The sequence below is a fragment of the Faecalibacterium sp. PGM34 genome (genome assembly GCF_054456555.1).
The window spans coordinates 25,957-39,097 of record NZ_CM136898.1 but is presented as its reverse complement, the minus strand read 5'-3'; the positions used below and the strand labels follow the sequence as shown (position 1 = coordinate 39,097).

The following is a 13,141-nucleotide window of genomic DNA, read 5'->3' as shown; positions in this document are numbered from 1 at the left end:
ATGACGAGCAAATCGCCTATGCGATCTTGCGATGATATTGACGAACAGGCTTTATCTTACGCAGAAATCAAGGCTCTGTGTGCAGGCGACCCTCGTATCCGGGAAAAGATGGATTTGGACGTGCAGGTAGCAAAATTGAAAGTTCTGCGCGGTGACTTCCAGAATCAGAAATATCGTCTGGAAGATAAGCTGCTCAAAACATTCCCGGAAGAGATCCAGAAACAGAAAACCCGCATTGCTGCTTTACAACAGGATTCACAGATTGCAGCAGCACACCCGCAGGACAAAGAAAACTTCTGCGGCATGACCATCAAGGGTATGGTGTACGATGACAAAAAGGCTGCGGGCGAACGGCTGCTGCTGGCTCGGCAGGAGATGCCCAATGCCGATATGATGCTGCTGGGCACCTACCGTGGCTTTGAACTGAACATTCGATTCGACAGCTTCAAAAATGAGCATCAGGCCGTACTCCGGGCAGAGTTGAGTTACCCGGTGTCGCTGGGCGATGATGCGCGCGGCAATATCACTCGTCTGGACAATGCCATCGACAATTTCGCTGACCGTATTGCAGATGCCGAAAATGCTCTGCAAAACCTTGAACAGCAGAAGCAGGCCGCAGAGGTCGAAGTGGCAAAGCCCTTTGCACAGGAGGAAGAACTGGCCGAAAAGTCTGCCCGTCTTGCTGAATTGAACGCCTTGCTGAATATCGACCGTGACCGCAGTTCCTCGCAGGATGCTCCCGAAGAAACCGAGCAAACCGAAGCACCTGCAACTCGTCCGTCTGTGCTGGCTGCACTGGGGGAAAAGACCAATCAGTCGGAGCCTGTCAAACCGTTCCGCAGCTATTATGATAAGGATGGTGATGCCCGGTGAGCGACCGCCGCGACCAGCAACTCCATTTCCGGGTCAGCAAACCGGAGTTGGAGCGGATTCGAAACAAAATGGAATCCAGCGGCATTCTGAGCATCGGCTCCTATCTGCGCAAGATGGCGCTGGACGGATATTGTCTGCATCTGGATCTGCCGCAACTGCGCCGCATGGCGTATCTTTTGCAGATGTGCAGTAACAATCTGAACCAGTATGCCAAAGTAGCCAATGAAAATGGCCGGGTCTATGCTGCCGATCTGGAGGACCTGCGGCAGCGGCTGGACGAACTGATTGACATTGGTCGGCAGATTCTTTCCCGGCTGGCAGAACTTTAAAATTTTTCCCCGCAGTTGGAGGGCTGCGGGGGTACATATGGGTTGACATCCTTGCAACGCAATAGCGGATACCTTTATAATAAAGGCGGAAAGGTTGGTGCTCGATATGATGTTTACGCTGAAGAAAATTGCTCTTTTTCCTATTTCGCTTTTCGCTGCTTTTCTGGCTCTGATGGCAAAATGGTTGCTGAACCTGTCGGCGTTCGTGCTGGCGCTGCCCATGCTGTATATTTTCGGCTGCGGTCTTTATACGCTGTACTGCCGAGAGTGGTTACAGTTTTTGATTTTGCTGGTGGCAGAGTTTGGATGCTTTCTGCTCATCACAGCCGCAACGGTCATTGCGGAAGCCGTGGAATGGTTCAGCGGTTGGATTGCAGAACGGTGATGAGCAAGTTCCCTGCACGTTGCCCGTATCTTTGTTTTGATTTTTTTGGTTTTGCGATTTGAAACCGCAAAACTTGTTGACTTTGCATTGCCTTTGCGGTAATCTATACTAGATGGGAGGCGATTTCGATGATTTACAGACCTTTATATGTAAACCAAATCATGGCATACACCGATACCCCTTTCGTAAAAATCCTGACTGGCGTGCGTCGCTGCGGAAAATCCACGATCTTGAAAATGATTACGGAAAAGTTGAAAACCGAGCGGAACATTCCTGTTGAACGCATTGTCAACTGCCGCTATGATTCGATGGAGTATGCGGATATGACGGCGAAACAGATGTATGCACAGCTCAAAGCGCAGCTCTCCACAAATGGAAAGACCTATCTTTTTCTCGACGAAGTTCAGGAGGTCAAAGGCTGGGAAAAGGTTGTCAATTCGCTGGCCTCTGACTTTGATGTTGACCTGTATGTCACTGGTTCTAACTCCCATATGATGTCCTCGGAAATTTCAACTTACCTCACAGGACGATATGTTGCTTTCCGCATCTATACGTTGTCTTTCAGCGAATACCTGACGTTCAAACAGCAATACGCTACACTTAGCGATCCGAAAGACGAACTTGCCAACTACGTTCGTCTGGGCGGTTTTCCTGCCACACACTTGCAGGCATATGCGCCGGATGAAGTTTACACGATCGTCCGGGACATTTATAATTCTACTATTTTCTCTGATATTGTCCGTCGGAATCAAGTCAAGAAAATCGACCAGTTAGAGCGCATCGTCAAATACACGTTTCAGAATGTCGGTAACACATTTTCTGCCAAGTCGATTGCGGATTACCTGAAGTCCGAGCGTCGTGCCATTGACAATGAAACCGTTTACAGCTATCTCGAAAAGCTGGAAAATGCCTATTTGCTGCACCGCTGTTCCCGCTATGACCTGCGTGGCAGAGAAATTTTGAAAACGCAGGAAAAGTTCTACCTTGCAGATACCGCTTTACGATACAGTGTTCTCGGTTATAATGCCGACAGTGTTGCTGCCAGCCTTGAAAACATTGTCTATCTGGAGCTTTGCCGCCGGAGATATACTGTCCAAATCGGCAAAACACCCGATGGCGAAATCGACTTTGTTGCTGTACGCCAAAACGAAAAGCTGTATGTTCAGGTCACACAGCAGATCAATTCCATAAACACAGAAAAACGTGAATACGAGCGTCTACTGGAAATCCACGATAATTATCCCAAATATGTTCTCACCACCGATGCTTTTGCGGGTGGCAACTATGAGGGGATCAAAACAATGCACATTGCAGATTTTCTTTTGAGTTCGGAATATTGAACATTCACGTTTTCCATCAAAATGCCGCTACTGTGCGGCATTTTCTTTTTGCCGGGAGGTGGTCAGACTGGCTGCAACACGTTTGATTGCGCTGCACAAAAACAAAGGCAAGTCGGTTGCGGCCTGCCTGAAAAGCCGCACGGACTACGCAAAGAATCCTGACAAGACGAACAGGGGAGAGCTGGTCAGCAGCTACGAGTGCAGCCCTTTGACCGCAGACGAAGAATTTATGCTGTCTAAGCGGCAATACGAACTTTCTACAGGCCGCAGACAGAAAAATGATGTGATCGCCTATCAGATTCGGCAGTCTTTTCGCCCCGGTGAGATCACCGCAGAGGAGGCCAACAAGGTGGGCTACGAACTGGCGATGCGCTTTACCAAGGGCAAATATGCGTTTATCGTTGCCACTCACACGGACAGGGAACACATCCACAACCACATTGTTTATAACTCCACTGCGTTGGATGGAACACGAAAATTCCGGGATTTTTTCTTTTCAGCGTTGGCTGTGCAGCGGTTGAGTGACATGATCTGCTTAGAGCATCAGCTCTCTGTCATTGAGATAAAGCCTTACCGGGAGCGGCAGAAGCGCACGCTCTATCCGCCCAAAGAGAGCAACCGTGACCGGCTATGTAACGTGATCGATAGTATTTTGGATGAAAAGCCCAAGGACTACGAGGACTTTCTGCAAAAGCTGGAGCAGCAGGGCTATGAAGTCAAACGCGGAAAGTACACCTCCGTCAAGGGCGCACGGCAGAAACGATTCATCCGGTTCCGCACTTTGGGGGCAGGGTACAGTGAGGAAGAACTGAAAGCTGTCCTTGCCGGAGAAGCGGAGCATCGGCCACGGCAAAAGTGCCCGGCACCGGAGCAGAAATTTCAGATGCTGGTGGACATTCAGGCAAAACTAGCCGAGGGAAAAGGCACGGGTTTTGCCCGCTGGGCAAAGCAGCACAACTTAAAAGAAATGTCCCGGACGCTGGTTTTCTTGCAGGAGAACAAAATCAGCAGCATCGAGGAAATGCAGGAGCGTGTGGATGCTGCCACTGCCCGTTATCATGAACTGGGCGATTCCATTAAAGCCTCTGAGAAGCGGCTGGCAGAAATCGCGGTGCTGAAAGCGCACATCATCAACTACGCCAAGACGCGTCCGGTCTATGACGCCTACCGCAAGACCGGATACAGCAAGCGCTTTCTGGAAACGCACCGCACAGAGATCACGCTGCACAAGGCGGCGAAAGCGGCATTTGATGAAGCCAATTTGAAAACACTTCCCAAGGTCAAAGAGTTGGACGCGGAATATTCCAAGCTGCTGACAGAAAAGAAAGCGCTCTACCCGGGCTATCGCAAGGCGAAAGAAGAAATGCAGGAGTTTCTTCGAGCGCAGAAAAATATTGAGCTTTTCTTCGATGAGGAAAAGAAGCCAGAGCAAACCGAACATTCCAGATAAACAATACGACCCTGAGAACTTTGCCGCTTATCCGGCAGGGTTCTCAGGGCCTTTTTTGCTTATTGTTCAGTCTGTATTCAGAACAGCATTTCCGGTGCTTTCAATTTGTTTAGCAATCATGCTTTCCAGTTCCTGCGTGATCGTTGCACAATTTGCAACACGGTAATTCCAGAAATAAGAAACACCTTCGCACTCTTCCACGGACAAATCGCTGTTGACCAAAAGCAAGCTTTCTGGTGTCACGTTCAGCTTTTCGCACAGAGAAGCATATTTTCCATAATCAATGCTTCGGCTGGAGGATTTGGCTTCTACCCAGAAAAATTTTCCATTGATGGAGAACACGACATCCAGCTCATGCGTGCTCCCTACGGATGCCGTTTCTGAAAGAACCACATTGGAGCAAACCGAAACTTCTGCGCCCTGCTCCTCCTGATAGCGGTTCAGGATCTGCTGAACCTGATGCTCTACAAAAAGCTCCAGCCACTTTCCGCTCAAAAAATGCCGGACGGTTTCATTTTGCGCAAGTTCATAGACGATATTCTGCGGATAAATCACAATGGATGCAAAAAGTCCCATTTTGTCCCACGTCTGAGCAATCTCTGAAAGTGTGGCAAACGATTTTTTGGACGCACCCTTTGGGATACGGAACGAAAAAGAACCGTCGCTCTGCATATGTGTTCGGATAAACTGCAAGAAATCCACCACCACCGGGTCGCAAAGAGCCTCGCCTGTTTTCCAGGCCATCCGCTGAACAGCAATCGGTGGGAGCTTTTCCGGCACGACCTGCTGAACGATTTTATATCCACAGCGTTCCAGATGCTCCAATGCGGTCAAAGGCTTCTGGATTTTTGCTTTGACTTCGGGCTTTTCTGCTCCGGGTGTATTCTCGGCCAGATAGTTGAACTTCCATCCGTATTCCCAAGCAGGCGAACGGGTCAGTACTCCGACTGCATGAAATCCGCTGTCATGCTCTTCCATCGGAAAAGTGATCTTGTTCTTATGAACATTGATTTGGAGCGTTTTGTTTTTCAGTGCTTTCTGATAAGCGTCAAGAAAAAATTCCTTTCCCTTATACGCCAGCTCACTGGAATTATTTGCAGAAAGACCAGCATTTTTTGCCAAAGAAAGGAGCAGACAGGTCGCTTTGGGCAGCTCAAGGATATGTTCCATCTGCGCACCGTCCGGAATATTTGCATGATCGGACTGCGACGATTCGTCTGCCGGAATCTCCTTTGCTGGTGCAGAAACCTCGGGTGCCTTTTTTGAAGCAATTTCAGATTTTCCAGACTTGGGCAAGGGCTTTGGCTCCGTGTAAACTTCCGCAATGAATGATTCATAGGAATCGATGCACGGAAGTTTTCCAGCCGCTGCAAGTCCTACATAGATTGCAGCCGCCCGCGAGGAATCGCCATAATACTTTTTAGAATCCGCTGCGGCAGCAATATCGGAAAAGGCATTATATCTGCTCAACTGCGCAGTCTTTTCCGGGAACTGCTTCAACGCACGGCAGTAGAGCCACTCAAAAAATGAATCCGGGTACGGCTCTATCGGATACTCACTTCCTTCCAAAGAGTAGCGCAGCAACTTTCCATTGGTTCGCAGTCGAGTGTCCTTATGGACTTTGGATGGCGCACAGGTCAGAAGGTCTGCGAATGGACCACCATGTTCAAATACCATGGCGGCTTCAAAAACCGTGCAGATGGGCACATCCTGCGCAACAGAATCCAGACGCAGCAGAAGCCGCAGAGAAGAAACAGCCTCACCCTCCGGCTGAACGGATGCAGAGCTGACTTCCAGAATTGAAACATCCGGGTCTGTTGTATGGACGGCATCATGGACGGCACGGATATTCTGCCGCTTGCTACCGTTTATCCATGTGAATGTCACCGGCTGTTCTTTGCAATAGGGGTAGCCGGATATGGGAAAACAAATGGTTCGTGTAGCCATGAACACCTCCAACTTTTTAGGACGAACAGGTTTATGTAAATCAAGTATAGCACAATTCCGGATGTGCTGCATAGCACTATTTTCTGCTTCCGGGAATCTATCTGTGAAAAAAGTGCCGATACCACAGGCATCGGCACTCAGATTGAAAAAGCATTTTGCAAAAATGCGCAGCCTGCATCCACCGGATGCAGAACACAAGGGGTTTGGGCACAGCCCAACAAGCATTTTGAATTTGGATTTTGAAAAATCCGATTCAAAAATCGCAAGTTGGTACCAAGTTGCACTGCTTGCGACGTAGATGTTTCCGTCAACTGCTGCGTCAGAAATTTTAAATCACTTCAGCTTTGCGAGGATATCGTCTGCGCTCACGCCGCTTGCCAGCAGCTTTTTCAGCACGTCCTCTGCTTCGGCTTTCTTTGCGGATTCCGCTGCTTTGGTTTCAGCCTTGACCTTTTTGGCTTCAATTCTGGCGATTTCCTTGTCGATAGATTTCAGCTCTGCCTTCTTGGTTTTCAGGTCAGCTTTCAGCGCATCGATGTTCGCAGTGATCGATGCGATTTCGGCGGCAGCGGCTTCCTTTGCAGACTGCTTTTCAGCAATCTGTGCAGCAAAGTCAACGGTTGCTTTTACGGTCTTGGTCTTGTTCTTGCTTCCTTTGGGACGGGGCATAGGGGACACCTCCAATGTTTTTAGATGGCTTCAGTATAACACGCGTTTTTTATGTTCGCAAGAGGTGCAGTTTGTAGAATAAAAATATATAAACAATAAATCAATTTTGGAATATGCACCGGCGTGGGTTGCCAACTTGTTGGGATGTATCTTCCGCTGGTCGTAGAACTGTTCAAAGCGTTTGGCAACGGCATCTTTTACAGTCATGGATAAAGTTCACCTCAATATGATGCTACAGAGGTTCGTGCGCTATGCATACGCATCTGCGTATGCTGCAAAAGTATTTTATGATACAGAGAATGTGCAGCCGCGTAATGGCAAAGAATATATTTAATAAAAAAGTATCCTCCATATGGAAAATGGAGGAACGGCGAAGAAATTATGCACCACTACGTCATATTTGGAATGCTCCTGCCCTTTATGGACACCTGATGGGAGAAAATTCGGTTCATCTCCCGGCGCTTTCGGGTCAGGTCAGAGTGCACATAGCGCTGCAAGGTGATGTTGGCGTTAGCGTGTCCTAACAATTCGCTGAGGGTCTTTACATCGCACCCCGCCTGCAGACAGGTCGTTGCAAAGGTATGGCGCAGCGCGTGCGGACGTACCTGCCGGACAGTTGACTGTTTCAGATATGATTTGATGCTTTTTCGGTAGCAACGGGGTTCGGTGGGCTTGGACTCGTTGCCGGACAGAAACCATGCAGCATTGCTGACACATCCGCGCAGCTTTTTCAGCATAATAAGCAGCTGCTTTGGGATTGGAATTTCCCGGCGGGAGGTGCGGGTTTTAGGCGTTTGGATGACCACCTTTGTATGCCCATTTTCACAGGAAATTCGGCAGACTGTCCGGCTGATTTTCAGCGTTCCGAGTTTCAGGTCAAAATCACCCCATTGCAAGCCGCAGATCTCGCCAATACGCAGACCTAATTCAAGCCCCAGTAATAAGCCGATTTTGCGAGGCGTGGGGTTCTCCTGTACATAATGATAAAGCCGTTGCTGTTCTGCCGGAAAAAGGGGCACGGGTGTTTTATCAACAGCTTTTGGCAGCGCAACTTCCAACTCCATCGGACGAATCAGCCGTAAATGTGCGGCATATTTGCAGATGCGGCGCAGCATGGAGAGGCATTCCCGGGCAGAGGAGTTTCCCAGCGGCTTGTGGGTGGCATCTATCGGCGCGATGATCTGCTGCATAGCTTGTTCCAGAAAGCTTTCCTCAAGGGATGTGACTGGCACTTTACTCAAAACCGGAAGAAGATATTTGTGCAGCGTGTACGAATAATGTGCATAGGTGGATTCTTTTACTGCATTCCGCTGGGAGTGCAGCCATACCTCAGCCAGTGCTTCAAAGGTCAGGTCGGTTCTTTTCAGATTGTAGAAGCCTGCCTCTGCTTTCTTCTGAATGAGCACCCGTTTGACCTCTGCATAGACTGTGCCATAGACGTAGCCCCACTGGATCTTTCCCTCCGGTGTACGCGCTTTGATGTAGCGGCCTTCCCACCGGCCATCCTTGCGTTTGTGAATGTTTTCTCCCCGTCGTGCCATTTTGTTTCCTCCTGCGTCTTGGACACCCATCTGACCACTTATTCTGTCCACCTTCGTTTTTTGCTGAATTTTTCATGCGAAACTGGGCAATGTGCAAAAAAGTTTCAGCTACTGCGAGGTTTTTTCTAAGGTCAGGTGGGATACATTTGTATGGTTTTCTATTGATTCCCAGATATAACCATGATAAAATAATAGGGAGAATCAAACAATGATGTCGAAAAATTGGTATCCTCCATTTTCCATGTGGAGGATACCCCTTTATGCGGGAAGGGGTGAACAAGGTGGCATTATGTCTGTTTGAGCACAACGAAAAAGCATATCATGCGGCAGTCCGGATGATGGAGCGATATGGCAAAGCTGCCATTGTTCATCCCACCGGCACCGGAAAGAGCTACATTGCGTTCAAGCTGATCGAGGACAACCCGGACAAGGTCGTGATTTGGCTTTCTCCCAGTGAATATATCTTCAAGACCCAGCTGGAGAGTCTGAAAAGGAACGACCCGGATTTTCCGTTGGCAAACGTTCACTTTTACACCTACGCCAAACTGATGTGTTGTACGCAGGCACAGCTGGACGAAATAGCAGCGCAGAAGCCTGCTTATATTATACTCGATGAATTCCACCGTGCCGGTGCTGAATGTTGGGGCGAAAGCACAGTGGCTTTATTAAAGTTATGCCCGGACGCAAAACTTCTGGGGCTGACGGCAACAAACATCCGATATCTGGATAATAACCGCGATATGGCCGAAGAACTTTTTGATAGCCGTGTTGCGAGTAACATGACCCTTGGCGAAGCAGTCGTCAGGGGTATTTTGCCTGCCCCGAAATATGTGACCACGGTTTACCAGTACCAGAAAACGCTTGCAAAGTATCAGGCACGGGTGGACAACCTGCGGGCACCGGGCATTCAGGACGTGAATCAGAAATATCTGGACGCGCTGCGCCGTGCACTGGAGCAGGCGGACGGTCTGGACAGGGTCTTTGCCCATCATATCACGAATAAGGTTGGCAAGTACATCGTGTTCTGCGCCAACAAGGAGCACATGGACGAGATGGTGTCCCACGTGCCGGAGTGGTTCGCAGGGGTCAATCCAGATGTTGTGGTGTACGAAGCCTACTCCGATGATCCGAATACCGACAAGGCGTTTGCAGACTTCAAGACGGACATCAGTGACAGGCTCAAGCTGCTGTTCTGCATTGATATGCTCAACGAGGGCGTCCATGTGGAGGGCATTTCCGGCGTCATTCTGTTCCGACCAACGATTTCACCCATCATCTACAAGCAGCAGATCGGACGCGCCCTGACCGCTGGAGATACCGCAGCCCCGCTGATCCTGGATGTGGTCAACAATTTCGAGGGCTTGACCAGTATATCCGGTCTGCAAAGCGAGATGCAGGAAGCAGTCCATCGTCTGTATGCCAACGGCGAGGGCGATAAGATCGTCACCGAGCGGTTTGAGGTTATCGAGCAGGTGCACGATTGCCGGGTACTGTTCGAGCAGCTGCAGGCAAGCCTTTCTTCCGGCTGGGAGCACTATTTCTCTGAGGCGAGCATCTACTACGCAGAACACGGCAACCTGAACGTTCCGAAACTGTATACGACGCCCGGTGGTCTGAGCCTTGGGGTGTGGCTGGTGACCCAGCGCCGTGTGCGCGAGGGACAGATCCAAGGCAATCTGACCGAGCAGCAGATCGCGCGGCTGGACAGCATCGGGATGGTCTGGGGCAACCGAAAAGAAATCGCGTGGCAGCATGGATTTGAGGTCGCCAAGAAATACCACGACACCTACGGGAACCTGATGGTGCCCGGCAAATACACCGACCCGGACGGCTACCCACTGGGACAGTGGATCATCAAGACCCGGCAGCAAAAGCTGAACGGACGCTTAAAGGAAGAACGCATCGCACAGCTCGATGAGATCGGTATGGTGTGGAACATTTTCGATGCCAAGTGGGAAAAGGCTTATGCATTGGCTGCAGTCTACTATGAGGAAAATGGCAACCTGAATATCCCACGTTCCTATGTGACAGCGGCTGGTGAACGGCTGGGGCAATGGGTCGCAAGCCAGCAATGGGCGTACCCGAAAGGAAAACTGACGGACGAACAAGTCGAGCGGCTCAACAGGATTGGGATGTACTGGGGCAACCGCAATGACCGCCAGTGGAACGAAGGTTATCAGGAGGCGAAGCGCTATTTTGATGCCCATGGAGACCTGAACGTCCCAGCTGATTATGTGTCGCCGAACGGATATAACCTCGGAAATTGGGTCAAGCGGCAGCGGTATACCCGTCATAATCCTGAAAAAAGCTGCGCTGTTCTGACAGAGGAACGGATTGCCAAGCTGGATGAAATCGGGATGCGGTGGGAGAAAAGCAACCCGAAGCGCTCGTCTGGGCGGGCGGTACAAGCCGAAACCGTTACGGCAAAGGCAGGCTAAAACAAGAAATCTATAAACAAACGCAAATTTATGTGAGGAGAAAAAATGGCTACGAATACTGTCGGAATCGATAAGGAAGTTGAAGTTGACCGAAAGGAAAATCTGCGCAATCATCGCCTGTACTGGATTGGGCGTCGGACACAGGATGTGATTCTGTCGTCTCTGGCACTGGTGGTACTGTCGCCTGTCATGCTGGCTACAGCAATTGCCATTGTGGTGGATGACCCGTCTGCAGGTCCTATTTTCAGTCAGGAACGCATCGGACGCAACGGAAAGCCCTTCAAGTTCTATAAATTCCGCTCCATGTGCCCCAATGCAGAGGCAAAACTGGACGACCTGCTGGACCAGAACGAGATGGATGGTCCTGTGTTCAAGATCAAGGACGACCCCCGTATTACCCGTGTGGGCAAGTTTATCCGCAAGACCAGCCTCGATGAGCTGCCCCAGCTGTGGAACATCCTGAAAGGCGATATGAGCATTGTTGGCCCCGCCCGGCGCTTCCCCGCGAGGTGGAGCAGTACGGCGACTACGAAAAGCAGCGTCTGTATGTGACCCCCGGATTGAGCTGCTACTGGCAGATTGCCCCGCATCGCAACGACCTCTCTTTTGAGGAGTGGATGGATCTGGACGTGAAGTATGTCAAGGAGCGCAGCTTCTGGGTGGATTGGAAGATTATTTTTAAGACCTTTAAGGTGTGTCTGCTGGGGCGTGGGGAGTAAAAAATAGTACATGGAAGGAAAACTGTTGGAGAGACGAGATGGAGAGAGACCTTAGAATTGCGGTATTTGGACAGAAGCGGCTGTCAAGAGAGGGCGGTGTGGAGATCGTTGTAAAGGAGCTATGCACGCGGATGGCACAGCAAGGCTGTCAGGTGACCTGCTACAACCGGTCAGGACACCATGTGAGTGGTGCAGAATATGACGATGCTGGTAAAACGGAGTACAAGGGAATCCGTCAGAAGTACGTTCCAACGATAGAGAAAAAAGGCCTTGCAGCGGTAAGCGCATCGGCTTTTGCAGCGCTTTACAGTGCATTTGGAAAATACGATGTGGTGCATATCCATGCAGAGGGACCGGCCTTCTTCTCATGGCTGCCGAAGATGTTTGGCAAAAGGGTGGTGGTTACTATCCATGGCGTTGACTGGCAGCGCGAGAAGTGGCAGTCAGGGTTTGGCTCCAAATTTATCCGTCAGGGCGAAAAAAATGCCGTGAAATACGCGGACGAGATTATTGTTCTAAGCAAGGGCGTGCAGGACTATTTCAAGGAAACTTATGGCAGAGAAACACACTTTATCCCTAATGGCGTGAATAGGCCGCAGATTCGGAAAGCAAATCTGATTACGGAGAAGTTCGGGCTGAAAAAAGACTCCTACATATTGTTCCTTGGGCGTTTGGTGCCAGAAAAGGGGATTCGATATCTGGTTGAGGCCTTCAAGAATGTCAAGACGGATAAAAAGCTGGTTATCGCAGGCGGCTCCAGTGATACGGATTCCTTTATGGAGGAATTGAAAGAACTGGCAAAGGGTGACGATCGGATTCTCTTTACCGGGTTTGTACAGGGAGCAATGCTGGATGAACTATACAGCAATGCTTACATTTACACGCTGCCGTCCGATCTGGAAGGAATGCCGCTAAGTCTACTGGAAGCAATGAGCTACGGCAACTGCTGTTTGGTTTCGGATATTCCGGAGTGCGCAGAGGTTGTAGAAGATAAGGCGCTGATTTTCAAAAGGGCTGATGTGCAGGATCTGCAAGAAAAGCTGCAGGATGCCTGTGACCATCCTGAAAAGGTGGATGTACACAAAAAGCAGGCGGCTGATTTCATCTGCAAAAAGTACAACTGGGATGAAATCACGAAAGAAACCATGAAACTGTACAGGAGAAAATAATAGATGAGAGTATTGATAATAAATAATCTCCTCTAACCGAACGCAGGTAGTGAGATGTACATAGTGAAAACGTCTAAAAAATAGCGTATTTCCGGCATTTTTTGAGAGATGGGTGGAGCTGCAAGAGCAGTTTTAATCTCGCTACCTAGGTTCAGCAACAGCAGATGAAATTATCATAAGGACTTTCAGTATCACTACCTGCGTTTGTATGGAGCACTCTGGTTTATGAACAATACATTGGAAGTGCTTCATCTGAACAGAGGTAGTGAAATAGAACATAG

The 13,141-nt window shown here is 49.6% G+C and carries 11 protein-coding genes and 1 pseudogene; 9 read left to right on the top strand and 3 right to left on the bottom strand.

Annotation, left to right across the window (positions count from 1 at the left end; genetic code table 11):
- Positions 1–18 precede the first annotated feature (18 nt).
- From ACXPUX_RS00185 to ACXPUX_RS00165, 5 genes are all read left to right on the top strand, one after another.
- Positions 19–873, top strand: a complete 855-nt coding sequence (locus ACXPUX_RS00185; RefSeq protein WP_458829116.1) for a hypothetical protein — start codon at positions 19–21, stop codon at positions 871–873.
- Positions 870–1,202 carry a plasmid mobilization protein gene (locus ACXPUX_RS00180; protein ID WP_458829114.1) on the top strand — a complete coding sequence of 111 codons (333 nt, stop codon included), beginning with the start codon at positions 870–872 and terminating at the stop codon, positions 1,200–1,202. Before ACXPUX_RS00185 ends, ACXPUX_RS00180 begins: the two co-directional genes overlap by 4 nt.
- A 106-nt stretch (positions 1,203–1,308) precedes the next feature.
- Complete coding sequence (locus ACXPUX_RS00175) at positions 1,309–1,587, top strand: hypothetical protein (protein WP_458829112.1); 279 nt, start codon at positions 1,309–1,311, stop codon at positions 1,585–1,587.
- A 128-nt stretch (positions 1,588–1,715) separates the two neighbouring features.
- The gene (locus ACXPUX_RS00170) at positions 1,716–2,927 is read left to right on the top strand and encodes an ATP-binding protein (RefSeq protein WP_097783447.1); all 1,212 of its coding nucleotides are present in this window, start codon (positions 1,716–1,718) and stop codon (positions 2,925–2,927) included.
- A gap of 67 nt (positions 2,928–2,994) precedes the next feature.
- Positions 2,995–4,377, top strand: coding sequence for a relaxase/mobilization nuclease domain-containing protein (locus ACXPUX_RS00165; protein ID WP_458831262.1), 1,383 nt, complete (start codon positions 2,995–2,997; stop codon positions 4,375–4,377).
- A gap of 66 nt (positions 4,378–4,443) precedes the next feature.
- On the opposite strand, the gene ACXPUX_RS00160 is transcribed toward ACXPUX_RS00165, so the two are convergent.
- Complete coding sequence (locus tag ACXPUX_RS00160; RefSeq protein ID WP_458829109.1) at positions 4,444–6,324, bottom strand: DarT1-associated NADAR antitoxin family protein; 1,881 nt, start codon at positions 6,322–6,324, stop codon at positions 4,444–4,446.
- Between ACXPUX_RS00160 and ACXPUX_RS00155 the strand changes: the two genes are divergently transcribed.
- Entirely contained in the window at positions 6,296–6,622 is a 327-nt protein-coding gene (locus tag ACXPUX_RS00155) for a hypothetical protein (protein WP_458829107.1), read from the top strand. The genes ACXPUX_RS00160 and ACXPUX_RS00155 overlap by 29 nt on opposite strands.
- Before the next feature lie 35 nt (positions 6,623–6,657).
- On the opposite strand, the gene ACXPUX_RS00150 is transcribed toward ACXPUX_RS00155, so the two are convergent.
- Together ACXPUX_RS00150 and ACXPUX_RS00145 are read right to left on the bottom strand one after the other, a co-directional pair.
- The gene (locus ACXPUX_RS00150; protein ID WP_055185624.1) at positions 6,658–6,993 is read right to left on the bottom strand and encodes a hypothetical protein; all 336 of its coding nucleotides are present in this window, start codon (positions 6,991–6,993) and stop codon (positions 6,658–6,660) included.
- 389 nt (positions 6,994–7,382) lie between these two features.
- Positions 7,383–8,534 (bottom strand): tyrosine-type recombinase/integrase, encoded by a 1,152-nt coding sequence (locus ACXPUX_RS00145; protein ID WP_458829105.1) that lies wholly within the window; start codon positions 8,532–8,534, stop codon positions 7,383–7,385.
- A 260-nt stretch (positions 8,535–8,794) separates the two neighbouring features.
- Here ACXPUX_RS00145 and ACXPUX_RS00140 point away from each other — a divergent pair, with 260 nt between their 5' ends.
- From ACXPUX_RS00140 to ACXPUX_RS00130, 3 genes and pseudogenes are all read left to right on the top strand, one after another.
- On the top strand, positions 8,795–10,972 hold the full coding sequence (locus ACXPUX_RS00140; RefSeq protein WP_458829103.1) for a Helicase associated domain protein: 2,178 nt from the start codon (positions 8,795–8,797) through the stop codon (positions 10,970–10,972).
- Between the two features lie 45 nt (positions 10,973–11,017).
- Positions 11,018–11,691, top strand: a pseudogene (locus ACXPUX_RS00135) (sugar transferase).
- Between the two features lie 38 nt (positions 11,692–11,729).
- Complete coding sequence (locus tag ACXPUX_RS00130) at positions 11,730–12,860, top strand: glycosyltransferase family 4 protein (RefSeq protein ID WP_458829101.1); 1,131 nt, start codon at positions 11,730–11,732, stop codon at positions 12,858–12,860.
- Positions 12,861–13,141: the final 281 nt, after the last annotated feature.

Bases quoted from the DNA above. Each gene is read 5' to 3' on its own strand.
- ACXPUX_RS00185 (WP_458829116.1), top strand. From the start codon at position 19: ATGCGATCTTGCGATGATATTGACGAACAGGCTTTATCTTACGCAGAA.
- ACXPUX_RS00175 (WP_458829112.1), top strand. From the start codon at position 1,309: ATGATGTTTACGCTGAAGAAAATTGCTCTTTTTCCTATTTCGCTTTTC.
- ACXPUX_RS00170 (WP_097783447.1), top strand. From the start codon at position 1,716: ATGATTTACAGACCTTTATATGTAAACCAAATCATGGCATACACCGAT.
- ACXPUX_RS00155 (WP_458829107.1), top strand. From the start codon at position 6,296: ATGGGAAAACAAATGGTTCGTGTAGCCATGAACACCTCCAACTTTTTA.
- ACXPUX_RS00160 (WP_458829109.1), bottom strand. From the start codon at position 6,324: ATGGCTACACGAACCATTTGTTTTCCCATATCCGGCTACCCCTATTGC.
- ACXPUX_RS00150 (WP_055185624.1), bottom strand. From the start codon at position 6,993: ATGCCCCGTCCCAAAGGAAGCAAGAACAAGACCAAGACCGTAAAAGCA.
- ACXPUX_RS00145 (WP_458829105.1), bottom strand. From the start codon at position 8,534: ATGGCACGACGGGGAGAAAACATTCACAAACGCAAGGATGGCCGGTGG.
- ACXPUX_RS00140 (WP_458829103.1), top strand. From the start codon at position 8,795: ATGCGGGAAGGGGTGAACAAGGTGGCATTATGTCTGTTTGAGCACAAC.
- ACXPUX_RS00130 (WP_458829101.1), top strand. From the start codon at position 11,730: ATGGAGAGAGACCTTAGAATTGCGGTATTTGGACAGAAGCGGCTGTCA.